This is a genomic window from Ligilactobacillus saerimneri (genome assembly GCF_036689625.1).
GTDB classification, from domain to species: domain Bacteria; phylum Bacillota; class Bacilli; order Lactobacillales; family Lactobacillaceae; genus Ligilactobacillus; species Ligilactobacillus saerimneri.
On record NZ_CP144759.1, the window covers coordinates 1,242,501 to 1,267,814 of the forward strand.

Sequence of the window (25,314 nt, forward strand, 5' to 3'; positions counted from 1 at the left end):
AGTCCCAATGTGGCCGATCAGTCTCTCAACTCGGCTACGTATCATTGCCTTGGTAAGCCGTTACCTTACCAACTAGCTAATACGCCGCAGGTCCATCCAGAAGTGATAGCAGAGCCATCTTTAATCATTTGACCATGCGGTCAAATGACCTATGCGGTATTAGCATCTGTTTCCAGGTGTTATCCCCCGCTTCTGGGCAGGTTACCTACGTGTTACTCACCCGTCCGCCGCTCATCGGTAAACCATCGTCAATCGGATGCAAGCATCTTCAATCAGTTGGGCCGATGCGCTCGACTTGCATGTATTAGGCACGCCGCCAGCGTTCATCCTGAGCCAGGATCAAACTCTCGATTTAAAATCTTAAGTCGATTAGACTCGTAAAAATTACTAGCGAATTGACATTCGCAAATGTTTTGCTCTTGCGTCTAGCAAGAAGTCCCACACATTTGATTTGTCGAAACTTTGTTCAGTTTTCAAAGATCTACTTTATCGCGATGCGACTTGATTATATTACCAAAACCATCAATCGATGTCAAACACTTTTTTGAATCAATCACTTAACTTTTACAACAATCAACTTGTTTCGCATCAACAGCATGTATTACTATAGCCACTTTTACCGCCAGCGTCAACCCCTTATTTTTAAGAATTGCATCCACAAAAATCATCACGGTCATCAAATCCGAACTTTAAACAAATCTATTGTTTTAATGCTATATAAATAAGCACTTTATCAAAGAATATCTACATAAAACTATCCGTTTGTTCGTTAAATCACTTCAAAAAAATTCTTCTTTTTCACGCTCAGTATTTATTATCTAAACAAAAAACAGGAAAAGAGTGGCTCCCTTTCCCTGTTAATAATTAATTATTTTACTCGTGCTAAGAAATAACGCTTCTTTCCCCGCCGAACAATCACAAATTTCCCATCAAATGCTGCAGCTGTGTCAATTTCTGCATCAACATCAGTGATCTTTTCTCCGTTAATCCGGATAGCGCCATTCTTCACATCTTCACGCGCTTGACGCCGCGAACTTTCAATTTTAGCCACATCTACTAACCACAAAATAATATTTTCCTTACCAGCTGGCACTTCAACCGTTGGCATCTTCTTAAACCCTTGTTCAATTTCGTGAGCTGTTAAATTCTTTACTTCGCCAGAGAAGAGAGCTTGAGAGATGTTTTCTGCTTCCCGTACTGCTTCTTTGCCATGGACAAACTTGGTCACTTCTTGGGCTAACCGCCGTTGCGCCTCACGCTTTTCTGGTTCTGTCTTGACCTTTTCAGCTAAAGCTTCAATTTCTTCCTTACTTAAGAAAGTAAAGTATTTCAAGAATTTGACTACATCCCGGTCATCTTGGTTCAACCAGAATTGGTAGAATTCGTATGGCGTAGTCTTTTCTGGATCTAACCAAACAGCACCGCCAGCTGTTTTCCCAAACTTGGTCCCATCAGCCTTTAGCATCAGTGGCACAGTCAAACCATATGCTTCAGCCTTAGACCCTTCGGTTTTGTGAATCAAATCAACCCCGGAAGTGATGTTTCCCCATTGATCTCCACCACCAATTTGCAGTTGTACATCACGTGTTTGCCATAGATGTAAGAAGTCAATTGATTGTAAGATCTGGTAAGTGAATTCTGTGTATGAAATCCCAACTTCTAGACGACTAGCGACGATTTCCTTGTTCAACATTGTGTTAACGTTGAATAACTTCCCATAATCACGCAAGAACGTTAGCAAGCTGATCTGTGACAACCATTCATAATTGTTAACAATTGTAATATTATCCGCACCGAACAATTTTTGCATTTGCTTTGTTAGCGCTTGTTCATTGTGCCGTACCTGTTCCATTGTTTGCAATACCCGTTCTGACTTTTTGCCTGATGGATCACCAATCGAACCTGTCCCCCCACCAATGATAATGTGGGCCCGATTTCCAGCCATCTGGAAACGCTTGAGAATCATGAATGGTACCAAGTGACCAATGTGTAAACTGTCACCTGTTGGATCAACTCCACAGTATAATCCAACTGCTTTTTTATCTAATAACTTACTCAAACCTTCTTCATCAGTTACTTGGTTAACGGCTTCCCGCCATTTTAGATCTTCGAGAATGTTTGCCATACTCGTACCTCCTTAATAAATTAAAAGTCCCTAGTATCAGTATCAATACTAGGGACGAAATTTTCCGCGTTACCACCCAGGTTACTGGAGATAGTTCTCCAGTCGCTCTGTCATCGATAACGGAATGACCCGCCGCAACTCCATAGTTGTAATTCAGATAAATGGTTTTTCCTGGTTTACAGCTCCCACCAGGTCTCTGACAAAAGGGACCATCATCCTACTGTACCACTTCAACGTCACAAGTTATTTTGCTAATTCAGCTTGACAGTCAGGACATAATCCATATACTTCGCACTGACTATTGTAAACCTTAAAACCAGTTGCTTGTGCAGCATCCTGCTCCACCGCCTGGAAACCATCATGAAACACGTCGATGATTTTATTACACCGCACACAAATCACATGATAGTGAGGTTTCTGATAATAATCATACCGCATATGTCCATCGCTGTCAGCTGCAACTTGAATTATTAATTCTTTTTCTTGGAGAATCTCTAAGGTGTTATAAATCGTTGCTAAACTTACCTTAAAGCCGTTAGCAGCAACGTGTTCGTGAATCATCTTGATTGAAGGATGTTCCTTAGAAGTCATCAGATAAGATAAAATCACCTGCCGTTGAGGCGTATTTTTGACATGTTTGGCCCGTAATTTAGCTGCCGCTTGTGCTAATGTTGCTTGGTTTTCCATCTTAGCAAGTCTCCTTTCTCTAGGCTCTAAATACGTTCTAATACTACTTTCACTCTACTATTTTCACTCATGATTAGCAATTATTTAATATTATAATTTTTAAAAACAACTATCAAAAATACAGCATAGTTTGGATCCGCATGATCCACATTCCTATCTTTCCTTGTACATCAACGGGAATAATATGCGACCAAGCTGCCTGATAAAAGAGATATAACTCTACAATTATTAAGCACATAAAGAAACCTAACAACAAATACTCGCTCAAGCTTCCAGTTCGATAATATATGAATAAACGTTGTTTACGTTTTTTGTTAAAAAACGGCCACGTCCAATGAACCCCGCGTGAGGAAAAACTATCTTCGATAATATGCGCAAGATATCCCACAATCAACCAAAACGGCAACCATTTAGTCGGCGGTGCAAGATAATTTTTTTGAAAAAATAGCATCAGCCCATACACTACAAAAATACCTATAAACGAATGCGTAACCCCGCGATGACCAAACGCGGTGCGCGTTACGTTACTAACTACTTTGTGCCGCTTTCCAATAACTGATTGTGGATGATCAATATCTGGCAGAAGACTACCCACCGCTAAGGCTCCAACATTAATCCATGAAACCTCATTGCTAGCGGCCACCAAGGGTAGCGTTAAGGCCAAGGTTGTTGTTATGTGTGTTTTCCATTGCACTTCACACCCCTCCTTATGATTGAATAACTCCGTCAATCATGTAGCGGATATGACTTCGACCGTTTTCTTGGATCACCTGCAACTGATTAGGAATTTCTTCCTCCATCCCTTCAACGTGACTAATCATACCAATCAATCGGTTCTGGCCTTCAATAATCCGAATACTATCCAAGACATTGTTTAAGGCTTCGATATCCAAAGAATCAAACCCTTCGTCGATAAATAATGCTTCGACTTGTGGTCCACCATGCTGACTCTGAATAACTTCACCCAGCGCTAGGGCCAAAGTCAAAGAAGCAATAAATCCTTCACCACCGGAAAGCGTAGATACAGAACGCTCTGTTCCTACAAACTCATCAAAAACATTAATTTGCAAGCCCGTCGTCTTACGGTATTTACTTTCTTCACTACTCAAAGTGAAATAATACCGATCTTGGAGTAAATGTGGTAGCCGTTCATTAGCTACTTGGAGAACTTGTTCTAAATAATGCTGTAAAACAAACCGTTCCAATGATAAGTGGTGGTCCCGGTTGTTTCCGGCAACAGCTTCAACTAACTGATGAATAAAACGTTGTTGTGTTTCATTATGTTTAAAACTTTCCCACAGCTGCTTAACTTGAGTATAAACCTGCTCATACTCCGTTATGTCACGCTGCATCCGCCCCAAAATAACATTGGACTGCTCTTGTTGTGTACGCAATACCTGCAATTTTTCTTTTAATGGTGATAGATCGTGCATCTTTTGCCCGGCTGTCTGGTCCTGCAATTTAGCATACTGCTGTTGGCGATTATTATACTCATTAAACCAATTTGTCACTTTGGCGCGCAATTGCGGCAAACCTGCCAAGTTTACCGTGTATTCTTCTAATTGGCGAATCGTCATTGCAACCGGAGCTTCACTAACAGCTCGTTCTAACTCTTGTCCACACTTGTGAATAACCGCTTCATTGTCTTTAATGAGTTGTTGATAAATCTGAAGCTGGCCCTGGATAGTTGAATAGTTTTGATCTAATGTATTTTTTTCTTGGTCCAATGCTTTCCGTGCAGTAGCAACTTGAGCAATAAAATCTTTATTTGCTTGGATTTGTTGTTCAACAGTCGCTAAATGCACTCCTGCTGGTACTTGTTGTAGAAGTTCATTTCGCTTATTATTAATTATTTGCTGTTGTTCATGCCAGTCTGTTATTTGCGTTGCAATGGTTGCTTGTCCTGTTTCATTCTGTTGTTTTTGCGCTGTGGCTTGGGTTACCTTTTGAGTAATATCAGCCAATTTGTTTTCCAAGAACTCTGCCTGTTTTTTGCTCTGAGTAAGCGCTGTTTGCTCTTGCATCAAGACTGCCTGACAATCAGCATTACTTTCAACCGTAACATCCTGGGAAAGCATTTCTGTAAACTGATTTAATAACTTTTCTACATCTGCCGTTTGGTTTGTTACTTGCTCTTGTAACTGAGCATATATAGCTTCTTGCTGATGGAGATAATTGCCTGCTCGTTCCCGCTCAGCCTGAGCTTTTTCATAGTCTGCCTCTGTCACTGACGTTATCTGAGTGGTAGCCACACGCGGATGATCTAAGGCACCACATACCGGGCAAGGTGTCCCTGGCTCTAACTGTTGAGCTAGTTGGGCAATTTGTTTAGCTACCCAATCATTATTAACGGTAGCGAAAACACGGTCTGCTTGCTGAACTTCTTGTTTGGCCTGAAGTATGCGCTTGTGTGTATTCTTCTTTTCTTTTTGCAGATGTTTCAATCGTTCTGCTTGCGTGCCAATACTCTGAGCACTTTGTTTAAGTTGGAAATAGCGCTGTTCTTGAGCTACTATTTTGACCGCCAAGTCTTCCTTCTGTCCGCTTAACTCTATTTGTCGGTGGAGATCCTGTTGCAAGTTTGCGTTCATGATCACCACTTGATCCTCAAGCTCAGTTTGACGTCTTTGGGCAGTGACCAATCGATCCTGCAACTCGGAGAACTGCCCATCGAGGTCAGCTAATTGCTGTAATATTTGGGCTTGGTTTTGTAATTGTTCTTGAGACTGGTTTAAAGCGACCGCTCGTTGCTCTTTTTCACTCAATTTGTGATCTTTATGCGCCCATTTTTCTAAAGCAAGCTTTACCTTTTCTATCCTGGCCTGCTGTTCTTGCTGATGCTGTTGCCCTTCTCGTAATTGTTTTTGCGCTTCATTTCGCCTAGTCAATGTTGTAGCTTGTGTTTGAACCCACTCTAACAATGCTACTCGCTGTTCATCAGCTTGCATTTGTGGCAACTCAGCTTGCAAGCTCTGCAATTGAGTTTGTAAATCCCGTAATTCTTGGAGGCGATCATTGATTTGTTGATAAGTAACTAGTTGGTCTTGCCACTCTTTTTCTGTACGTTTTTGCTCCGCTATTCTCGCTTGTTGCTTTTGAAGATCTGCTTGCTGACCAGCGATTCGTTCATTCCAAGTATTGAGCCAATGGTCTGTGCTGTCTAAGGCTAAGTCACCCTGGGGGTCAACCTGACTTTTAATTGCTGCCAACTGTGCCTCCTGTTTTTGCAAAGTTGTTACCATTTTCTTAGCAGCATCCACCATTTGTTCTTTCCACTGTTGGTAAGCTTCCGTTCTAAAGATAGTCCGCAATGTTTTTTCTTTTTCATCGCTATCAGCCAACAAAAACTTGTTAAATTGCTCTTGTGGAAGCAAAACTACTTGTCGAAACTGCTCAGCTGTCAAACCCAGGATTGCCAAGATCTTCTGGCGTACTTGTCCACTTTTTTTCAAAGTTACTTCTTTTTGGGGAGTTACATAATAGGTTAAACTAACCTCTTCACCATATTCTTTATTTCCTGTGCCACGTTTTTTTCGCAAAACTTGCTTAGGCTGGCGAATTAGAGTGTAGGTTGTATCCTGATGTTCAAAAACCAATGACACGACAGTGCGCTCATCTGGTCCGGCAAAATTTGCTCGCAACTGGTTTCCTTCTCGCACTTGACCCGAAGTTTCCCCAAAAAGAGCATAAACTATTGCGTCAAGAATAGTAGTTTTCCCACTTCCTGTTTTACCTGCAATCAAAAATACCGGCTTATCAAAAAAGCGACTAAAATCAACCGTTTCATCCACATAAGGACCAAAATATTGCATCCGTATTTTAATTGGTTTCATTGTCATCCACCTCCTGTCGAACCTTTAATGCCCACTTTTCTTGTGCTGGTGCGAGTGGTTGCCCCGTGACATATTGATAGAAATCACGTAATACTACTACCGGATCTAACTGCTCACTATGTACATATCGTGAAATATCATTCCTCTGCTGAGGGTGGCGCCGAATACGCCGGCGAGTTAGTTCAAATAATCGGGGATAAACAGCATGGAGCCGATTAAACGCATCCATTACTGGTTCCTGATCAGTAAGCTCTACCGCTACATAATCTGTTTTCTCAACTTGAGCTTGCTGATCAAAACTTGTTACGTCAGCAAACGTCCCGGTAAGTTTCTTGATTGCATGCAAAGGCGTCAGTGGAATAAATTGACTGTTAAATGGTGTCGTATCTATAATTCGGACGCCTTTAGTTTGGGTAATCTCGCCTGTGGAAAACATGAGGGGAGTACCACTATATTTAATTTTTTCATCAGTTAATGCTTGGGGATTGTGAATATGTCCCAAAGCTACATAATCAAAGGGTTGCAGCACACCCGTTGCTACCATGTCTACCCCTCCGACCACTGCCTCACTTTGTTGCGTACTACCGGCTTGATTAGCAGCAAAAAAGTGCGCTACTAAAACATGTTTTTTAGTTGGATCAAACATTTTTTGCATCTGTGCCACCAGTTTGATAACCGCATCCTGGGTGGTTTTGATTGTCCGATCAGCAAAAAAATTACGTGCCTGATACGGTTCAAAATATGGCAATAAGAAGAACTGCGTATCGTCAATGATAATTGGTTTCATTGCATCTTCAAGGTCAGTTACAATATGAACCCCCGCTTGTCGCATCCACTTATCCCCAGTACTCAACCTGACAGCTGAATCATGATTTCCACTAATTATTAGGAGTGGCAAATGTTCATGCAAGTTTAAATATTCCAACATCCCATTAACAGTCTGAACACTTTCTTCGCTAGCCAAACTCCGGTCGTATAAGTCCCCTGCAATTACCACTGCATCAACTTGTTCTTGCCGCGCAATTGCCACTATTTTTTGAAATGCATCTTGTTGCTCTAATTGTAATGAAAAGTCACCCAAGCGTTTACCAATATGCCAATCCGCCGTGTGTAAAAAACGCATCTTATCCTCCCGCCGATCACTTGTTCGTTATTTTTAACAACATTATAGCATAGAAAAAGGACGTAACTTTTTCTGTTACGTCCCCCTTTTTTATTTAAATTCGCTCGTTATTCAGCTTGTGCTTCGTCATCTGATTGAAATGGTTTCAATGCTGTCTGTAATGCATTTTGGAATAAATCATCTAAAACAGATACCAGTTGGTCTGGATCAGCAAAATTATTCAATGCATCATCTGTATCAGGAATAACAGTATCACTAACAAAATCAACTAAACTATTATGCATCTCCACCACAAATTGGTTGTCATCATCATTTAGTTGAAAGCCCTCGTCTACTCCGGCCCGTTCACTAGCAACCTGCATCATGCGAATAGCAGTATAACTTCCTGCATGTCGGGTCATTTCTCCCACACAATCTGAAAGCGGAATTGCCATTTCGAGATACTTTCCGTACAAGTCTTGTTGCCGTTTAAATAAAGTATATTCTTCAGTTAAAAAGTCCAGGAGATTTTCTTTTTCTTCATGATAGTTATACATAACTCCACCTCAATTATTGACTGATTACGTTATTTCTATAAAGCTCCGTTGATAAATAGATAAAATAAGAGGTAACTGCCTCCGCCTAGGCAAATAATTCCAATAGCCAGAATTAAAATCTTTATCAACAACATATTACGTTGTCGTATTGTCCGGGCACTAATCAGCATTATCACACCGATCACGATCAACAGTACCAACACTAGCATCAATGATAGGCCCATAATTGCCCCCTTAGTCCTGCGACTCCAGTCTTGATTATAAACCTTCCCTTACTAGGATAACTAGTTAAGGACATTGCTCTTAATCTATTTATAACAAGTATACCAAAGATTCTACTGTCATTCACTTTCCACTTGCAAAAGGCTTTCCCACTTAGAAATTATTTTATCTAGCGAATATTTAGTTGCTTCTTGCAGAGCGTTGTGATGTAACTTCTCCCACAATCGTTGATCTTCAAGTAACCAGGCAATGGCTTGGGCAAAGCCTTGACTACCGGCTGACTGAGGAACAACGATTCCATTGTAACCATCTACAACCAAATCATTAATATCTGGAATATCAAATGTGACTACTGGGCACCCCATTTCCAAAGCTTCTAGTATAACTAATGGCATTCCTTCCCAATACGAAGTTAGCAAAAACACTGAGCTACGTGCAAAAACTGCCGGCATTTCTGTAACGCGTCCCAGAAAATGAACCTGCGTTGCCAGATCTAATTGCTGGCATAAAGCGGTCAAGGTTTTGGCCTATGAGCCAGTGCCTGCAATTTCGCATTGCCATTCAAGATTCAATTGGTTTAAATACGCTAGTGAGTATAATAATCGCTCATATCCTTTGACTGGTTCCAATCGTCCCGCTGCTAACAAGTTCTTTCCGTAATGAGATTTAATTGGACTTACAAAGGTCCGAGGATTGACAATTTGTTGTGCTTGACAATGAAAGTTATCTTCCATGATCTTCACATCATCACTTGCCAACACTACATAAGCATCTAGTTGTTTTAAATAACGCTGAAATAGACTGCGCCGTTGAAAATAATATTGCTGTGGCAAATAAAAATAATTCTGACTACGGCCATGCTGCCACCCAGCGGTTTTTGCTTGGAGATGAGGGGCTAACCACGCTAGAAGAACACTGCGCCATCCTTCCACCCCAATTATCCAATCAAAATTTTGCTCATTAAAAAACGTTATCAATGGTTGGACCGGAGGAAAATAGAGCAACTTCATCAAAGGAGAAAAAACTTGGTGATTTAACAGTCCTGTTTTATTATTCAATATCCGTCCCCAACAACTCACCAAGCCAATATCTTGATTAGTAAAAAATTGCAACTGAGTTGCTATTTTATTAGGAAACCAAACATCATCGTCATCTAAAAAAGCAACAAACTCACCACGACTTTCCCAAAAACCACGATTTCGTGAAAATTGCCCGCCTTGATTGTGCGTATTACTCAAATACTTGACATGATCACCAAAAGTAGCCGTAACTTGATGCGACAACTTTGTATGTAAAGAACTATTCTTGCCATTATCATCAACTAGGATCAACTCAATATGTGGGTATGTCTGGTGGAGAACAGAATCAATCGCGCGTTTCACTAATGAAAATGGTCGTCCGTAAGTTGTAATGATTGCTGACACTAACGTATTTTCCATGTTCTCTCACTCCTTTATTCCGCTTATTACTAGGAGGTGCCATCATATTGAATTAATTAAAATAATATTATAAATCCACTTTTATGATACTAATGGCGATTAATTATTGTCAACTTGCAAACCTTTTAGCGTATAACGTTACTCAACGATCAAAGGTTCCTTAATTATTAATAACAAATGATCTTCTCGATAAGCTGTTTAGCTTCTAAATTAATGAGTAAAAAAAGACTGGAAAATAGCATTTTCCAGTCTTTTTATTCGGATATTGATTTAATAAACTGATACATTATTTTAGTACCAACCATGGCTTAACCAATGTGACTTGGCTGCTGACCATGAGCCATAACGAGAAGCAACATAATTATCTGCCACACGTTCTTGGTTAGCTGGTGAATAATCACCACCTAAGTAAGAACGACTCAATTGGTACTTACCATAATAGTTACCGTTGGATGCAGTATAAGATCCACCAGACTCATGACTAGCAATCCACGCCTTAGCTTCAGCATCAGAACCAGTAGCTGTACTTGGTGCTTGGGTTACTAGAGCTTGGTAAGCCGCCTGGTTCGTGTTACCAGTATTAGCGGAAGTATTATTGGCGGTTCCGTTAGTAGTATTAACAGGTTGTTCCCCTGTTACCAATAACTTTTGGCCGACAAGAATTAAGTTTTCGTTTTCTAGCTGATTAAGTTGCTTAATCTTAGCAACAGTTGTATCAAAGTGTTCAGCAATTTCAGAAACGGTATCGCCAGCCTTTACAGTATATGTTACGTTATCGGCATGCGCCGTAGAAGTTCCAACTACAAACATTCCCCCAGCAGCAGCTACTGACATTAAAACTTTCTTCATTGCCATAGTAATATTTCCTTCCTTAATTCTTTTACTTGTTTAAGTATTAACTAGTTTTATTTTTTAACTAAATCACATTCTTAGTATAATGTTCGGATATAACAGGCACTTGCCAGGCAAGTTACAAATTCGGCCTTTTTTGTAACATCGCCATAAATCCGTAACTTTTAAGTAACCTTATCTCCACAGCCATAGTTTTTTATTTCCCATGCTTCACTTTTATGTTTTACCTTTCATTTAAAATTGTTCTATAATGTAAGACATAACTATTAAAATGAAAGGAGTAACTCTGTGAAGAAACGCAACTATCTTTTCATTGTTAATCCAGAAGCCGGCAGTGGCCATGCGCAACAGGTGTGGCCCCAGTTGCGTCACTGGTTAAATGAGCAGCAGCTACTGTACTCTGTTCATTTCACTCAATATCCTCATCATGAGTACCAGCTCGCACAGGTGCTTGCCCACTACCTGACTTCAACTACTATCTTAGTGGTTGTTGGGGGTGACGGGACACTCCATGAGACATTGAATGGTCTTCATCATGCTGGTGTTCAAGTTACTATCGGTTATATTCCCTGTGGATCGGGGAACGACTTTGCGCGTGGGGCTAACATTCCTGCAGATCCCCTTGCAGCATTACAGAAGATCACTACTACCACTGATCCAACCACTCTTGATATTGGTGTTTTTTACGAGAAAACGCGCAATATTACTGCCGTTTTCACGAATAATTTAGGTATTGGCTTTGATGCCCGCGTTGTTCATCAAACTAACCGAGCGCCAAGTAAGAAATTCTTAAATAAGGTACGCTTAGGTATTTCTAGTTATGTTTTGTCAGCTATCAATGCCTTTTTTAGGCAACGCGCATTTCAACTCACTGCTACTATCGACGGGAAAACCCAAACTTATGAGCGTGCTTTTTTGGTAACTACTACTAACCACCCTTACTTCGGTGGTGGTGTCCCGATTATGCCCCTTGCCAAAATGAATGATGGTAAACTCGATTTAGTTATCATCGAAAAAAAATCTACCTTAAAGTTCATCTGGCTGTTCATAACTATGTTACTTCCGGGGCATAGATACCTCAGTTTTCGCAATTTTCACCACTTCCAAGCCAATCAAATTGACTTATCCACTACTAGTTCTGAATTTGGTCAAGCTGATGGGGAAGTTTTGAACAGTGATCCTTTCAATATTAGTTTCACTCTCAGCAAACAACAATTTTTAATTTAAAAACGTGTGTCTTTCAGTGAGATGATTATTTCATCAAAAGACACACGTTTTTATTTAACTAAAAATACTTGATCATTAATAAAATCTACTTGTGGATGATTGCGGTTAAGTTCTGCAACCAGGGTCAAGTGGCTATTTTGCCAAAATGCCTTGGAATTAGTTGCACCATTCTTTTCCCCAATCACAATAAATTTTCCAGCCCACTTTTGCTGACGCAAAAATTGGAGAATATGCCAATCAATTTCGTCCTGGTCAGGCGCCCACGCCAAAACAATGTTATCCACCACTCGATAATATTTTTGAACAGCCACCAGTGCATCGCTATTTTCCACTGTTGTCCATGGATGGGGATGTTCATTGTCTTGTCCTTTCCAATCCAAATTATCCGTCGCACGCATATTGGGGACAAACTTCGTTAATACTGCATTACCTGCCATTAATTCTAAACTCTTTGTTTGTTCAGCATTAATGAAATGTTTCAAATCCTGCACCCATCGCCGAGAAAAGAGATGCCATATGCCAAACTTTTCCACAAGGAGCTGGCGCAGATCTAATAATTCCGATTCAAATGTTAGTAACTGCGGATACTTCCCTAAATTATCCACAAGTTCTGTTTCAGAAAACTCCAAGGAAATTAATTGGTCTGGGAGTTCATGCTGTTTTATTGCTGCAAGGATTTGCTGCACTACCCTGATTCGAGTCTGTGCCGGGACAAAATCCCGGTATTCATCAAGCCAAGCTGCTAATTTTTGTTGATATGCTGTCAGTTCCATTATCTCACCTTCTATACTATTCTCATTCAGTATACGCCATCGTATTGTTAAATACTCATTATAGAAAGATTGTTTGCTCACTTCTTTTCTTTTACAATAAAATTATCAATATAGTAAAAGTTAAGGAAGTTTTCCATATGAATTCACATAACAAAATCGCCCGTTGGCTTGGACGGGGAATTGTCATCACTTTGGGACTACTGGTACTAATTGCTGCAAGTTATGTTATTTACATGCAGAGCCATTACTACCGGATCAAGGACCATCAAAAACTTACAATTAAGGATCCGCAACAAGCAGAGTTAGCCCCTGGACAAGAATATACTGCTTTAACGTATAATATTGGCTTTGGGGCCTACAACCAAAAATACAGCTTCTTCATGGATACGGGGCGCATGGTCGATGGCCAAAAGACTCAAGGTAAATACGGAACAGCAGTTAACAAGCAAACCGTTTTAGTTGATACCAATGGAGCGGTCACTACGCTCAAGCAGCAACAACCAGATTTTGCTCTAATGCAAGAGGTTGATACCAACTCAACGCGCAGTTTTCACGTTAACCAGGTACAAAAAATTCAACAAAGTTTCCCCAATTACGCTAGTGTTTTTGCCAGTAACTTTCATTCAGGTTATATTTTTCTGCCTTTAAACAATCCCCACGGATCAGTCCGGTCAGGTTTGCTATCCTTGAGCAAGTACCGAATTTCTCAGGCAGAACGACGTAAATATCCTGTAACCTCCAGTTTTATTTCCAAATTTACTGATCTTGATCGGTGTTTTGAAGTGTTAACCATCCCTGTTAAGAATCATAAACAGCTACTTTTGATTAATAGCCATATGTCTGCCTATGATAAGGGGGGCGAAATGCGTAAAAAACAACTCAAGTTGCTCAATCATGTGATGGATGCTGCCGTTGCTCAAGGAGATTATGTTATCGTTGGCGGTGACTTCAACCATGCTTTTGGCGCAAAAATGTTAACTCATTTCAAAAATAAACAGCAGGTACCAGATTGGGTATCAGTGCTTTCTAGCAAAAATATCACTTCAAAGATGCGAATGGTGCACGCTACTAATGAGGACCAAGTCCCTACCTGTCGGGCAACAGACATCCCTTATCAAAAGGGCGTTAATTATGAAACCGTAATCGATGGGTTCTTAGTTTCCCCTAATGTAACTGCCCACGCAACTAATCTTGATACCCAATTTCAATATGCAGATCATAATCCCGTCAAACTTTCTTTTACATTGCAATAATGAACATTCTTTATAAATAAAAAACGAATCTAGACTCTTAAAATGCCTCACAATCGTTAGAATCTTTGTCTAACAATTATGGGGCTTTTTTCTATGGTGTGCATCCAATTATTTATTCTGATCAAGGTTGGAATTATCAATTGAGGGTTTTCCTCACCTATTTAAGGCCGAGCTACTGGATGGATTCTCACCATGAAAGACATTAAGAACTTAAACAGCTTTCAAGACAGTATGTTCACTACTTTAACTACAAACGAATTTCATTAAAAACAAAAGGCATAACTCCGGTGGAATATCGGAATCATACCTTAGTAGCTTAGTTATTCAATTTTGTCTAACTTTTTTGTTGTACTTCAACTCTCCAGGTTTGTTTTTTACCGCACTATATGTCGTGTCTACTTAGATAAAGAACACTATCTTCTACAAAAAATGTTTACTGAATAATATCCCGTAAAACTATCCGCCTGTACATCCATACTGCCAAAGAATAATAACCTAAGTACAGTACCATAAAAATTACAAATGGCATCCCAAAACTCCGATAAGGAGCTACTACTAGTAACTTAAACATTTGTAAACCAAATAAAACATCCAATGTTCCCAATACAGCTGGTAAGAAGAACAAGACCGCTACTTCTTTAGCAATAGCACGCTTCAATAATTCACGCGGTGTCCCGATCTTAGCCAGCATCTGGTAACGCCGCGTGTCATCGTAGGAACCAGAAAGAATTTTGAACATTAGACATGATGCCAGCATTGCCAAAAATGCAATTGCTAAAAAGCCCCCCATGAATTCCATCACTGAGTATAACGACTGTGCAGTCACATATCCGCGATACTGGCCTCCTATACCCGCAGTCACTTGGTGAGGATCAGAACTTGCGTCAGCCACCTGCTTAATCTGGGCATAAGTCTTGCCGATAGGAGCTGTTTGGATAAAGTATGCCATCTTAGCTGGAGCCTGGACTTGCTGGAACTGTTTATGACTTACAACGAATGCGCTGCTTGTCATTTCAGTATAAAAAGTCAATTCATAGCTATGCTCCTGCATCTTTTTCCCATCATACTTAATATACTTGTAATTGGTCGTCATATTTTCTGAACCAGCTAGAGGTTGGATAGCCACATATGGCTGACGATCGAACTCACTGCTGTCATAATAATATTTCGTCCCCACTTGCTTATATGTATAACGTTGCTGCTTTTTGGTAGTGACCTTTTTCATAGCTGCTTTTTGCCGAATATTAGGATTATACACAACCATACCATATGCACTTGCAACTTCAGCAGTCTGTTCCGTTTGGTTTTTAAAAGCTACCCCCATCGTCAGTGCTCCTAGTGCCAGACCGAACATCAATGACACCATAGTTAAGATTGCTGTATATTCCTGAATTCTGAACTGTAATTGCCCCAAGGTAAACGTATTAAGTTGTTTTTGGGCCCAGGAAGTTTTGCGAACCAGATTTACCACAGCTACTACTGTCCCATTAATGACAAAATAACTGCCAACTGCTGTAATTACAAAACACCATAGCAAAGTCCACTGGCCAAATAATACCGGGTGCCGCATCAAATAATATGCGTACCCTAAAATACCAATCCCCAAGATTACTTCCACCATCAGTAACCAAGGTTGGCGGATACTTTTATGCGGTTTAACTCCCCGTCGCAACAAGTCTAATGCAGGTTTACGCACCATGACAGCCGTATTAATCAGAGCTGCAAATCCAAATACAGCTAGATAAATCACCAACGTAATAACCATAGCGCGGAGATAAAAGGGCCGATAATAAGTTAGCTCCATTCCCATCATTTTTTCAAGAATGTGGCGAACACCAATACTCAGCACCCCACCAAACAAAATTCCTAAAACTGTTGACAGAAGTCCGATTAACATTGTTTCACAAGCAATCAAGAACCCCACACGTTGCTTTTTGGCTCCTAGCATCATAAACAAACCATAATCTTTCTGGCGCATCCCTAACAAAAAATTATTTGCGTACAGGATATAAACAAACGTAATCATTGCCAATAAGATGATCCCGATATTGAACAAGATAGCGGAAAAGCTAATCAGGTCGTTAGACTTGTGGATCATTTCCTTATTCACCGCTAACGTTGCAAACATATAGAAGATTGCACTAGAAATAACCAAACCTGAAAACAAGACCATATAATCCTTGATCCGGGTGCGTAACCCGGCAACTGCTAATTTAGCTAGCATACTTTTCCTCCTATTCAAACGTCCCTAGTACATCCAGAATTTCTTGGTAAAATTCCTGCCGTGAACGGTCGCCCCGATAGATTTCTTGACCAACTTGCCCATCTTTAATAAAGATAATTCTCTGACAGTAACTAGCCGTGAAGGGATCGTGAGTCACCATCAAAATCGACATTGCTTGCTCACGATTAATCTTTTCCAAAAGATTTAACATTTCGCGGGATGTTTTAGAATCCAGTGCTCCTGTTGGTTCATCCCCTAGCAAAATTGAAGGTTGGTGTACTAAACTCCGCGCAACAGCAACCCGTTGTTTTTGCCCTCCGGAAAGTTCGGCCGGATACTTTGCCAGTAAGGGTGCAATTTCTAATGTTTCCGCAATCTTTTCTACTGCTGGAGTGATCTGGCTGGCTTTTACTCCTTGTAAAGACAAAGGTAAGCGAATATTTTCAGCAACAGTTAAACTTTCTAAAAGATTAAAGTCCTGGAAAATAAAACCAATTTCTTGTCCCCGAAAATTAGCTAAATGCTTGCCTTTTAGACTAGTAACATCATGACCAGCAATTGTGACATGCCCACTAGTTGGTTTATCAAACGTTGCTAACATGTTTAGCAGAGTTGTCTTGCCGGCACCTGAAGATCCCATGATTGCCACAAATTCACCTTTGGTAACATTGAAGGAAACGTCCTTCAAAGCTTCATACTGCCACCCACCTTTTTTACCATAAACTTTGCGTAACTGGCTTACGGTTACAATTTGTTCTTTTTTCATTTTCTTCCCCTTTTTTGTGTCGTAGTTAATTACTTGTGTAACTAACTGTATCACAAACAAAGGTAAATGCAAATAAAAAATGAGGATTAGGTGCTAACACCTAATCCCCACATTAGCCAAATAGTGTATAAACCATCGCCACAATCAGTGCAGGAAGCATATTTAAAACTGGTAATTTGAGCTCAAATAAAACATTCAATCCCACTGCAAAAATCAACACTGAGCCTATCAAAGATATCCCATCCAACATTGCAGTTGTTAACCAAGGACGGACAAAAACAGCTAAAAAGGTTATTCCGCCTTGCAACACCCCAACTGGAACTGCTGCCAAAAGTGCCCCCATTCCATATGCAGCTGCAAAAATAGCCACAGTAACACCGTCCAAAATCGCCTTAGTAAACAATAACTGGGGATCATGCTGGAGACCATCCTGGAGCGCTCCGATGATTAACATGGCACCAACACAAGTCGGAATCGTGGCACTAATAAATCCTGTGATAAAACGGGTATCGTTTTGTCGTTTGAAAATACGTTTAAACCACTGCGCCAAGTATGTAACTGCATTCTCCAAATGCAACAACCATCCCAGTATTCCACCGATAGTTAAGCTGATAATCAGCATCATACTATTGCTTGTTGTTAGCTGGCCATTGGCAGCAATTCGTAACATATGACTCAATGTTCCGGCCATTCCCACAAAAATCACCGCCAAACCTAAGGTCTGCATTACTATGCGGCGTAATTGGGGGCTAATGAATTGTTGAAAGATCATCCCTACTAGTCCCCCACCAATAATCGCCACAACATCAACAATTGTTCCTAATCCAACCATTTTCTCGCTCATTTCTTATATTTGAAGTTAATATTACCAGAACGTTCCAACTTTAAGCAGCCATGCTGATACCCATGTAAAAAAGAACAAAGGATACTTTTGGACTTGCTGTATCCTTTGCTCTTTCTGCTATATCCAATCTGGTTGCAGTTATTTTACTGGTTCAGATGCAATAATTGTCATCTCACCACAGACTTGCCAAGTAGTAATTGGAGCCGGGATGATTAAATGCATTCCCTTGGCCAGCTGATACTCCTGCCCAGCAGCCTGCAAAGTCCCGTTCCCATCCAAAACCGACATTAGAGTATACGGACCGTGGCTATGCTTCCGTTCCAAAGTCCCATGAACATCCCATTTGTAAACACTGAAGTATGGTGATTCAGGTTGTGTGATAAATGTCGTAACCGTCGATGCTCCCACTTGCTCATGTGTCACATGCAGGTTTGGTTCATGATAGGGAACCGTTGTTGTATCCAAGGATTGTTGAATATGCAGCTCACGCTTTTGACCAGTTTTTTGATCAACCCGATCATAATCATATAGCCGATAGGTAGTGTCCGAGCTTTGCTGAGTTTCTAACACCATAATTCCCTTGTTTAAGGCATGAATGGTTCCACTCGGAACATATACAAAATCCCCTGCCTTGACAGGTTTCTTACCTAAGAGTTGATCCCACTTACCAGCATGGATCAAGGAGGCCAGTTCTTCTTTGGTCTGTGCCGTATGACCATATGTCAAATATGCACCTTCATCAGCATGGATGACATACCAACACTCAGTTTTTCCCAATTCATGCTCATGTTCTTCAGCATAGGCATCATCTGGATGAACCTGAACCGAGAGACTATCATTAGCATCGAGGATTTTTGTCAATAATGGAAAGACTGGTGACGCAGGATTACCAAACAGCTCCGGATGCTCGGCATAAACATCGGGCAACAATTGCCCACGATATTCACCATTGATGATCTGATTAGGTCCATGCTCATGACCTGAAATAGCCCAGCATTCTCCAATCTTGCCTGCTGGAATATCATAGTCAAAAGCAGTTTCTAAATTACGTCCTCCCCAAATTTTCTCATGGAAAACTGGAGCTAAAAATAAAGGCTCTGCCATATCACATTATCCCCTTTGATAATTATAACTTCTCATTCATCTTACCACGTTATGAAACCGTTTAACACCTATGATTTTACGCCAAAGACGGCTATAATCTATCTTAAGATTAAAAAAGGAGTTTTTGGCGTGAAAAAAGCACAGCATATCAAAATTTTCTCACACAACGATCTCGACGGATTCGGTGCTCCCTTGCTTTTAGAAGCAGTTCAACCAGATTTGTTTGGAAACGTTGAATTCGACCTCACTACTTGCTCGGCTGGACGGATTGATGCAGAATTAAGTTGGTGGTTTCGCCAACCTGATATCGCTCGTTACAGTGATGTCTATATCATGGATATGACTCCAGATAGTGACTATTCTTTTGAAAAATTAGACGAACATTTTGCTAACCATTGGTTGATATTTGACCACCATGAGTCTGAACAAGAACAACGTGATCAACATCCAGCCAACAGTATCACTACCCCCCAAACACATAAAAATCCCAGCGCTACTAGTTTAGTTTGGTACTGGATTACTCAAAATGTTAACTTTGCTAATTTACCATCACAACGGCAACATGACCTTGCTCAAATAGTAGAACTCATTCGTGCATACGATACCTGGGATTGGCAAAATGATCCTACAATGGATACGGCTACTAAAAAGGCAGCCGATGAACTCAATCAATTGTTCTGGTTCTATCCACTTAACAAATCTGAACAGTTTGTCCGAGCCGTCTTAGCTGAAAGCTGGCAGAGTTTCCGGGCACGTAATGCCCTTCTAATTGATACTCTTAATGATCGACGCCACCGCTATCTCGAAAAGCACCTCCGTAGTACCGAGACTTTCACTCTGGGTAAAAATAGCTTCGGAATCGTCTACGCAAGTGACTATAAATCTGAAATTGCTCACGAACTCCTCCAACGCAACGACGTTGATGCTGCCTTAGTGATTGATGGACATAGTGTTTCTTTACGTAGCAATGGCCGCTTAGACGTGGCAAAATTTGCAACCCAATACTTCAATGGCGGGGGGCATGCTGACTCTGCTGGTGGAACACTGGAGCTTGATCCTTTAGTAGCTGGTGAGCAAGCTGTGATTGCTGCTTTACAAACTAAAGTCCAAGTAGCAGAAAAGATGGCTAAAGAAAGTAGTGATAATTCTTTAGGCGATAGTATTGATCCGGAAATGGCAGCTAAACTGGCTAATTTATTTAAATAATACTAGTAAAAAACGTGTCCTTGAAAATCTAACTTTTAAGGACACGTTTTTCTATGCTTGTTTTTGTGGTTGATGATGCCGAGCAAAAATCACCAAAATAAAGTTAACTCCCAGCATTAAAGCAGTCGCCAAGAATACCGTTTGGTAGTTGAAAAGACCAGCCACTCCTGATCCAATCATCGGTCCGAAAACACCACCAGCAGCTTGGAATGATTGATTATAACTGAAGACTCGTCCAAAGGCCTTGCGGGGCACTACTAAGGTTAAAACTGTTTGGGCAGCAGGCATTAAGGCTGCATCTCCGATCCCAATCAAAAATCTCAATCCAGCTAAACTCCATGGTGAAGTAACTAGAAACATCGGGATAAACAAGAGCACTTCAGCCATCAAACCCACGGTTAACACCTTGAGTGGCCCTATTTTATCCATCGTATGTCCCATTCGGCGGGCTGCTAATAAGGTCCCAAAACCAGGGGCAGCTGCTACAATCCCACTAACAAACGAAATCGGTCCCTGATTGTGCATCAATTGCTTTACTAGCAAGGAGATAATCGGTGAGATCGACATTAGTGATGATTGGATAAATAATGTTGTCATGAACATTGTTGCAATTAAGCCTTTGTGCGGAATGGTCTTGAAAATGCTATTAAATGATTCCATCTTCTGCTTGGCAACTGGTTTAAAGTGTTCTTCAGTTGCACCCACAAGGGTTAAGATGAAACAAATTCCCATCAGAATCCCAGTTAGCCAAAATGGGACTCGATAGCCCCAAATACCAGCAATTACTCCGCCAAAGATTGGTCCTAATAGGTTACCAGAAACCGAAGCTGTCTGCATTTCGGCTAAAACTGTTCCTGAGTGATTATTCGGGGTTTCACCAGCGATAAATGCCACGGAATTATTGACATAACCTGAGAAACTACCCTGAATAAACCGCAATAAAATAATCGTCCACACGTGGTGGGCAAAACCAGTGATGAATAAGGTAAAAGTCATCACTCCTGAGGCCCGCAAGCACATTAATTTTCGTCCCTTGCGGTCAGCTAGACTCCCCCAATATGGAGAAACTATGGCTTGAGCCAAATATGTAGCAGAAAATGCCAAGCCTGAGTAAAAACTCAGCTGAGCGGTCGAATAATGCCCTAATGTTTCCATATATAATGGCATAAAAGGCATTGTCATTGAAAAGCCCAAACCAGTAATGAAACTCCCCAACCATAATGTATAAAAAGTTTTTTTCCAAGTTTTGGTGGGGAAAGTTTGACTTGCTTGTGAAAGTCCCATTATTATTCGCCTTCTCTCCTAACCGCTAATGGTACGCCCCACTAATTTAAATTGCAAACTCCATCACTTAACCTTTAGAAAAAATAACAAAAACTGGTATGATTTAGGTAATCAATTCATCTAAGGAGTGACATCGATGTCTTTATGGGATAAGTTGCGTGCTAAATTCGCCTTGCCAGCTGATTATGAATTACAAACACCTAACCTGCCACATTTCAACCCTAACGCTCCTATTATCCGCCAGGAATGTTTTTTCAGTGGTCAGGTCCAGGGAGTGGGCTTTCGATTCCAAACAGCTGAGCTGGCCCAGCAGCTTAGCCTGACCGGCTGGGTTAAAAATCTTGATGATGGCCGAGTTCAAGCCGTCTTTCAAGGACCCAGTGATAAAATTGCCTTTATTAAGAAAGCTCTAGCACAGCGCCCATATATTAAAATTACTCACATCACGAGTCGCAAACTAGCGGTTATCCCTGATGAACATGTTTTTGAACCTCGTTACTGATACTAAGAAAAAGGAGTTATCCTAATGATTAAGCCAATTGTTACTGATACTTTTTTGTTACAACAAAAATCCTCGCCAGCTCAGGCAACTGATCAGCAAGTTATTCGTGATCTTTACGATACATTGGCTGCTCACCAAGACCACTGTGTAGGCATGGCAGCTAATATGATTGGTAGTTCCAAACGGATTATTATCGTTCAACCTGGTCCTTTACCTTTCGTCCTGGTCAATCCCACAATCAAAAAACGGCAGGGACTTTATACCACCAGTGAAGGCTGCCTGTCACTACCGGGAACTCGTTCTACCACCCGTTACCAGACGATTACTGTTACTTATCAGGACCAAAATTTCCATCCACATACTGAAACCTTTACGGGGGCAATGGCTCAAATCATTCAGCATGAGTTGGACCATTGTGAAGGTATCTTAATCTAAGGAGGGCCTCACCGTGATTACTATTGGTCTAACTACCTGGTCAGAGCACCAATCGCTCCTGGCTAATCATCCACGACCCTTAACGTTAACTGAATATGCTGCATTCTTTCCTACCGTTGAAGTTGATACAACTTTCTATGCTTTACCCCAGGTACAAACAATTCATAATTGGCAAGCAGCTGTTCCCACAACTTTCCAATTCATCTTCAAAGCTCCCCAAGAACTAACTACTCATAGTGGAGTTTTAAGTAGTTCTGCTCTAAAGACAAGTATGGCAGCCTTCATAACTTGTTTACAACCTCTCTTAGTTAGCCATCAGGTCAAGACTACACTTTTCCAGTTTCCACCATATTTTACGGCAACTTCAGAAAACTATATCTATCTAAAGCATCTCCGCCAACTGGCACCTAATTTACCGATTGCCGTTGAGTTTCGCCATGAATCTTGGCTAACTGGTCCACAGAAAACACAAACGGTGACTATCTGCCATCAGCTCCACTATACGCTTGTCGCTGCTGACGAACCCCACCACTTACCTGGTTCAGTTCCTTTTGTACTGGCACAGACTACCCCTAACCTTATTCTTATTCGGCTCCATGGACGGAATGCTGTTGGCTGGGGCAATCGCAGTCCTGAATGGCGTAAAAAAAGGACTCTCTATCGTTATTCTGATCAGGAGCTGACTAACTTGGCTCGATTAATACGAAAACATCAAACTGCAGCACAAGAGTTCTGCGTAATATTCAATAATAATTCTGGCGGGGATGCAGCCCCTAACGCCCAAGCTCTTCAAAGCAAACTTCAGCTTCACTTTGATAATTTAGCTCCTAAACCTCCAGAGCAAACGGATTTATTTTAAAGTAAAAAGACTGAAAAAATGGCTTTTTAGATGAAACTATAACCAATAACAACAATAAAAAGCACTAGAAATCAACGTTTTCAGTAGCGTAATTTCTAGTGCTTTTAAATTTTTATGCTTTTTCTCAGTCTCGCCCTAGCTCAGCTCAACGGCTTGCTGCAAAGGTTATTTCCACTAATCTTTAAACCGTTAAACTGCGAACAACATCTAATGCTGCTTGGTAATCTGGTTCACTAGAAATTTCAGGAACGATTTCCCGATAAATTACATCTCCTTCAGCATTTAATACCCAAACACTCCGAGCATCAAAATCTTTAGCCTGAATATACAAGCCCATTGCTTTCCCGAAAGAATGACCTGCATCAGATAAAAGCTTCATCTGTTGAACACCTTCCGCAGCACACCAATCTTTTTGTTGGTCTGGTGTATTAGTTGAGATTGTTAAGAAATTAACTCCTGGAAACTCATCCACATCCTGGTTGAACTTCTTGGTAGATAAACTACATACCCTAGTATTAACATCAGGGACTACGCTAATTAAAGTGATCTTTCCCCGAAAATCTTGCGGACCAAATTCTTGACCAGCTTCGTCCACTACTGTAAATAAGGGGAGCTGTGCCCCGACAGCTGTTGGTTCAGCATTAGTAGTCACAGCTGTTCCTTTAAATGTAACTTCCATAGTAGTAATTCCTCCTTATTACACCAACAATGGTATTACTGGCTTAATTATACAAATAATATCTTCTTTTTATAAACAATTAGCTTACGCAATTCTCCATAAGTGGTTTCTCTTTTTTCATTAACAGAATTCATTTCCTACCAAATGGTATAATTTTATAGAGATACAAGCATCGGGAGGATATAATGCAATTTGAAAATATTCATCACATCGCATTGATTGGACACAATTATCAACAAATGTATGATTTTTATGTTAATAAACTAGGCTTTAGGGTCATCAGTCAGCATAATCGTCCTGCTAAGGGAGATACCATTCTCAACGTTCAACAGGGCGCTTTAACGTTGGAGATTTTTATCAAACCATCAGCGCCAGCACGCCCTAGCCTTCCCCAGCCTGAAACACAAGGGTTGCGGCACTTAGCCTTCAAAGTAGCAAGTGTCACTACTACTTTGCACCAATTCGATCGATTAGGAATCCCGCACGAACCTTTACGCTATGACGATTTCACTCACCAACCAATGGCCTTTTTCTTTGATCCTAGTGGTCAACCGCTAGAAATTCATGAGTGACTTTACGAAAGGAGTTTTTACTATGGCCTTTACCGTTTATCTTGTGCGCCATGGACAAACTGAGTCCAATCTTAAAGGACAAAATCAAGGTTGGGCTGACACGCCATTGACTTTAACCGGAAGACGAACTGCAATTGAAACAGGAAAACGCCTCGCTCATGTTGCTTTTACTAAAGCATTCAGTTCTGATACAGGAAGAGCACAAGCAACTGCCCGCTTGATCCTTGCTCAAAATGAATTAACTTCTTTGAAGCAGCCTATTCCCCTAGTCTATTTTCGTGAACAGTACTATGGTTTCTTTGAAAACGTTCCTTATGAACAGTTATGGGCAGCCGTCTTGCACCATGAAGGTTATCGCAGTCTGGATAAGTTCTTAAATCATCATGACTTCAACCAAACCAAAGATAGTTTTAAAAGAGCTGATCCCCTCAGTTTGGCAGAAGATCAATATGAATTTTGGTCACGCCTTGACCGTGGATTGACTTATCTTCGTGATCACTGCCAAGACGGAGACAAAGTTTTGGTGACCAGTCATGCCGAAACAATAGGATGCTTAGTTCAACATTATCGTCCTGACCTGATTACTAAACGTGAACAAATGCCTGAAAACGGAGCTGTCACAAAATTAGTTTTTACTCCCAACAATGTCGAGGTCGTATACTACAATCACTATCGAACAGACCAAACCTATTAACTATCTTTATGTAACCAACCTTACTCAGTAGTCATCACTTGGTAAGGTGGTTTTTATTTCCGTTGGCACGGAAAA

At 40.8% G+C, this 25,314-nt stretch carries 24 protein-coding genes, 1 rRNA gene, 1 pseudogene and 1 other annotated feature (1 of these 27 cut by a window edge); of the genes and pseudogenes, 9 read left to right on the forward strand and 17 right to left on the reverse strand.

The genetic code is table 11. The annotated features are described in order from the left end of the window. From V3C97_RS06130 to V3C97_RS06175, 10 genes are all read right to left on the reverse strand, one after another. Positions 1-355: ribosomal RNA gene (locus tag V3C97_RS06130) — 16S ribosomal RNA — on the reverse strand (it extends 1,219 nt beyond the left edge of the window). Positions 356-868: 513 nt separating this feature from the next. After that, the gene (gene tyrS / locus V3C97_RS06135; RefSeq protein WP_338434007.1) at positions 869-2,125 is read right to left on the reverse strand and encodes a tyrosine--tRNA ligase; all 1,257 of its coding nucleotides are present in this window, start codon (positions 2,123-2,125) and stop codon (positions 869-871) included. Between the two features lie 47 nt (positions 2,126-2,172). Next, positions 2,173-2,368: a binding site (T-box leader), on the reverse strand. Then, positions 2,369-2,812: a Fur family transcriptional regulator gene (locus V3C97_RS06140; RefSeq protein ID WP_338434008.1), complete on the reverse strand. Its 444-nt coding sequence runs from the start codon at positions 2,810-2,812 to the stop codon at positions 2,369-2,371. Positions 2,813-2,924: 112 nt separating this feature from the next. After that, positions 2,925-3,506: a metal-dependent hydrolase gene (locus tag V3C97_RS06145; RefSeq protein ID WP_180848623.1), complete on the reverse strand. Its 582-nt coding sequence runs from the start codon at positions 3,504-3,506 to the stop codon at positions 2,925-2,927. Positions 3,507-3,519: 13 nt separating this feature from the next. Then, on the reverse strand, positions 3,520-6,645 hold the full coding sequence (locus V3C97_RS06150) for an SMC family ATPase (RefSeq protein WP_338434009.1): 3,126 nt from the start codon (positions 6,643-6,645) through the stop codon (positions 3,520-3,522). After that, complete coding sequence (locus V3C97_RS06155; protein WP_338434010.1) at positions 6,632-7,768, reverse strand: exonuclease SbcCD subunit D; 1,137 nt, start codon at positions 7,766-7,768, stop codon at positions 6,632-6,634. The genes V3C97_RS06150 and V3C97_RS06155 overlap by 14 nt, the downstream gene beginning before the upstream one ends. Positions 7,769-7,875: 107 nt before the next feature. Further along, positions 7,876-8,304, reverse strand: a complete 429-nt coding sequence (locus tag V3C97_RS06160; RefSeq protein ID WP_180848626.1) for a hypothetical protein — start codon at positions 8,302-8,304, stop codon at positions 7,876-7,878. 341 nt (positions 8,305-8,645) lie between these two features. Beyond that, entirely contained in the window at positions 8,646-9,044 is a 399-nt protein-coding gene (locus tag V3C97_RS06165) for a glycosyltransferase (protein ID WP_268889245.1), read from the reverse strand. 9 nt (positions 9,045-9,053) lie between these two features. Next, positions 9,054-9,965, reverse strand: a complete 912-nt coding sequence (locus V3C97_RS06170; protein WP_338434011.1) for a glycosyltransferase — start codon at positions 9,963-9,965, stop codon at positions 9,054-9,056. A gap of 291 nt (positions 9,966-10,256) precedes the next feature. After that, the gene (locus tag V3C97_RS06175; protein ID WP_338434012.1) at positions 10,257-10,820 is read right to left on the reverse strand and encodes a LysM peptidoglycan-binding domain-containing protein; all 564 of its coding nucleotides are present in this window, start codon (positions 10,818-10,820) and stop codon (positions 10,257-10,259) included. A gap of 285 nt (positions 10,821-11,105) precedes the next feature. On the opposite strand from V3C97_RS06175, the gene V3C97_RS06180 reads away from it, so the two are divergent. Next, positions 11,106-12,044, forward strand: coding sequence for a diacylglycerol kinase family protein (locus tag V3C97_RS06180; protein ID WP_338434013.1), 939 nt, complete (start codon positions 11,106-11,108; stop codon positions 12,042-12,044). 50 nt (positions 12,045-12,094) lie between these two features. On the opposite strand, the gene V3C97_RS06185 is transcribed toward V3C97_RS06180, so the two are convergent. After that, positions 12,095-12,817 (reverse strand): hypothetical protein, encoded by a 723-nt coding sequence (locus V3C97_RS06185; protein WP_009552015.1) that lies wholly within the window; start codon positions 12,815-12,817, stop codon positions 12,095-12,097. Between the two features lie 137 nt (positions 12,818-12,954). On the opposite strand from V3C97_RS06185, the gene V3C97_RS06190 reads away from it, so the two are divergent. After that, positions 12,955-14,070: an endonuclease/exonuclease/phosphatase family protein gene (locus V3C97_RS06190; protein WP_338434014.1), complete on the forward strand. Its 1,116-nt coding sequence runs from the start codon at positions 12,955-12,957 to the stop codon at positions 14,068-14,070. A 218-nt stretch (positions 14,071-14,288) separates the two neighbouring features. After that, positions 14,289-14,390, forward strand: a pseudogene (locus V3C97_RS07825) (IS3 family transposase); the annotation flags it as partial. A gap of 113 nt (positions 14,391-14,503) precedes the next feature. Here V3C97_RS07825 and V3C97_RS06200 read toward each other — a convergent pair. The 4 genes from V3C97_RS06200 to manA form a co-directional block, all read right to left on the reverse strand. After that, entirely contained in the window at positions 14,504-16,294 is a 1,791-nt protein-coding gene (locus V3C97_RS06200; protein ID WP_338434015.1) for an FtsX-like permease family protein, read from the reverse strand. Positions 16,295-16,304: 10 nt separating this feature from the next. Continuing rightward, the gene (locus V3C97_RS06205; protein WP_338434016.1) at positions 16,305-17,060 is read right to left on the reverse strand and encodes an ABC transporter ATP-binding protein; all 756 of its coding nucleotides are present in this window, start codon (positions 17,058-17,060) and stop codon (positions 16,305-16,307) included. Between the two features lie 112 nt (positions 17,061-17,172). Further along, the gene (locus V3C97_RS06210) at positions 17,173-17,892 is read right to left on the reverse strand and encodes a DUF554 domain-containing protein (protein WP_338434017.1); all 720 of its coding nucleotides are present in this window, start codon (positions 17,890-17,892) and stop codon (positions 17,173-17,175) included. A gap of 150 nt (positions 17,893-18,042) precedes the next feature. Beyond that, positions 18,043-19,008 (reverse strand): mannose-6-phosphate isomerase, class I, encoded by a 966-nt coding sequence (gene manA / locus V3C97_RS06215; protein ID WP_317294747.1) that lies wholly within the window; start codon positions 19,006-19,008, stop codon positions 18,043-18,045. Positions 19,009-19,137: 129 nt separating this feature from the next. Between manA and V3C97_RS06220 the strand changes: the two genes are divergently transcribed. Continuing rightward, positions 19,138-20,214, forward strand: a complete 1,077-nt coding sequence (locus V3C97_RS06220) for a phosphoesterase (protein ID WP_278838182.1) — start codon at positions 19,138-19,140, stop codon at positions 20,212-20,214. 51 nt (positions 20,215-20,265) lie between these two features. Here the strand turns inward: V3C97_RS06220 and V3C97_RS06225 are convergent, their stop codons facing one another. Further along, positions 20,266-21,498 carry an MFS transporter gene (locus tag V3C97_RS06225; RefSeq protein ID WP_338434018.1) on the reverse strand — a complete coding sequence of 411 codons (1,233 nt, stop codon included), beginning with the start codon at positions 21,496-21,498 and terminating at the stop codon, positions 20,266-20,268. 136 nt (positions 21,499-21,634) lie between these two features. On the opposite strand from V3C97_RS06225, the gene V3C97_RS06230 reads away from it, so the two are divergent. The 3 genes from V3C97_RS06230 to V3C97_RS06240 are packed head-to-tail and all read left to right on the forward strand — an operon-like array spanning position 21,635 to position 23,294. Next, on the forward strand, positions 21,635-22,000 hold the full coding sequence (locus V3C97_RS06230) for an acylphosphatase (RefSeq protein WP_009552031.1): 366 nt from the start codon (positions 21,635-21,637) through the stop codon (positions 21,998-22,000). Between the two features lie 24 nt (positions 22,001-22,024). After that, a complete protein-coding gene (locus V3C97_RS06235; protein ID WP_009552033.1) occupies positions 22,025-22,435 on the forward strand; it encodes a peptide deformylase in 411 nt (136 codons plus the stop codon). 13 nt (positions 22,436-22,448) lie between these two features. Continuing rightward, entirely contained in the window at positions 22,449-23,294 is an 846-nt protein-coding gene (locus V3C97_RS06240; protein WP_009552035.1) for a DUF72 domain-containing protein, read from the forward strand. A 181-nt stretch (positions 23,295-23,475) separates the two neighbouring features. Here V3C97_RS06240 and tpx read toward each other — a convergent pair whose 3' ends face one another. After that, a complete protein-coding gene (gene tpx / locus V3C97_RS06245; RefSeq protein WP_317294750.1) occupies positions 23,476-23,973 on the reverse strand; it encodes a thiol peroxidase in 498 nt (165 codons plus the stop codon). Positions 23,974-24,158: 185 nt separating this feature from the next. Here tpx and V3C97_RS06250 point away from each other — a divergent pair, with 185 nt between their 5' ends. Continuing rightward, complete coding sequence (locus V3C97_RS06250; RefSeq protein ID WP_009552039.1) at positions 24,159-24,545, forward strand: VOC family protein; 387 nt, start codon at positions 24,159-24,161, stop codon at positions 24,543-24,545. 22 nt (positions 24,546-24,567) lie between these two features. Then, the gene (locus tag V3C97_RS06255; RefSeq protein WP_278838721.1) at positions 24,568-25,239 is read left to right on the forward strand and encodes a histidine phosphatase family protein; all 672 of its coding nucleotides are present in this window, start codon (positions 24,568-24,570) and stop codon (positions 25,237-25,239) included. The last annotated feature ends 75 nt before the right edge of the window (positions 25,240-25,314 follow it).

Bases quoted from the DNA above. Each gene is read 5' to 3' on its own strand.
- tyrS (WP_338434007.1), bottom strand. From the start codon at position 2,125: ATGGCAAACATTCTCGAAGATCTAAAATGGCGGGAAGCCGTTAACCAA.
- V3C97_RS06140 (WP_338434008.1), bottom strand. From the start codon at position 2,812: ATGGAAAACCAAGCAACATTAGCACAAGCGGCAGCTAAATTACGGGCC.
- V3C97_RS06150 (WP_338434009.1), bottom strand. From the start codon at position 6,645: ATGAAACCAATTAAAATACGGATGCAATATTTTGGTCCTTATGTGGAT.
- V3C97_RS06155 (WP_338434010.1), bottom strand. From the start codon at position 7,768: ATGCGTTTTTTACACACGGCGGATTGGCATATTGGTAAACGCTTGGGT.
- V3C97_RS06160 (WP_180848626.1), bottom strand. From the start codon at position 8,304: ATGTATAACTATCATGAAGAAAAAGAAAATCTCCTGGACTTTTTAACT.
- V3C97_RS06170 (WP_338434011.1), bottom strand. From the start codon at position 9,965: ATGGAAAATACGTTAGTGTCAGCAATCATTACAACTTACGGACGACCA.
- V3C97_RS06175 (WP_338434012.1), bottom strand. From the start codon at position 10,820: ATGGCAATGAAGAAAGTTTTAATGTCAGTAGCTGCTGCTGGGGGAATG.
- V3C97_RS06185 (WP_009552015.1), bottom strand. From the start codon at position 12,817: ATGGAACTGACAGCATATCAACAAAAATTAGCAGCTTGGCTTGATGAA.
- V3C97_RS06190 (WP_338434014.1), top strand. From the start codon at position 12,955: ATGAATTCACATAACAAAATCGCCCGTTGGCTTGGACGGGGAATTGTC.
- V3C97_RS06200 (WP_338434015.1), bottom strand. From the start codon at position 16,294: ATGCTAGCTAAATTAGCAGTTGCCGGGTTACGCACCCGGATCAAGGAT.
- V3C97_RS06205 (WP_338434016.1), bottom strand. From the start codon at position 17,060: ATGAAAAAAGAACAAATTGTAACCGTAAGCCAGTTACGCAAAGTTTAT.
- V3C97_RS06210 (WP_338434017.1), bottom strand. From the start codon at position 17,892: ATGGTTGGATTAGGAACAATTGTTGATGTTGTGGCGATTATTGGTGGG.
- manA (WP_317294747.1), bottom strand. From the start codon at position 19,008: ATGGCAGAGCCTTTATTTTTAGCTCCAGTTTTCCATGAGAAAATTTGG.
- V3C97_RS06225 (WP_338434018.1), bottom strand. From the start codon at position 21,498: ATGGGACTTTCACAAGCAAGTCAAACTTTCCCCACCAAAACTTGGAAA.
- V3C97_RS06230 (WP_009552031.1), top strand. From the start codon at position 21,635: ATGTCTTTATGGGATAAGTTGCGTGCTAAATTCGCCTTGCCAGCTGAT.
- V3C97_RS06235 (WP_009552033.1), top strand. From the start codon at position 22,025: ATGATTAAGCCAATTGTTACTGATACTTTTTTGTTACAACAAAAATCC.
- tpx (WP_317294750.1), bottom strand. From the start codon at position 23,973: ATGGAAGTTACATTTAAAGGAACAGCTGTGACTACTAATGCTGAACCA.
- V3C97_RS06250 (WP_009552039.1), top strand. From the start codon at position 24,159: ATGCAATTTGAAAATATTCATCACATCGCATTGATTGGACACAATTAT.
- V3C97_RS06255 (WP_278838721.1), top strand. From the start codon at position 24,568: ATGGCCTTTACCGTTTATCTTGTGCGCCATGGACAAACTGAGTCCAAT.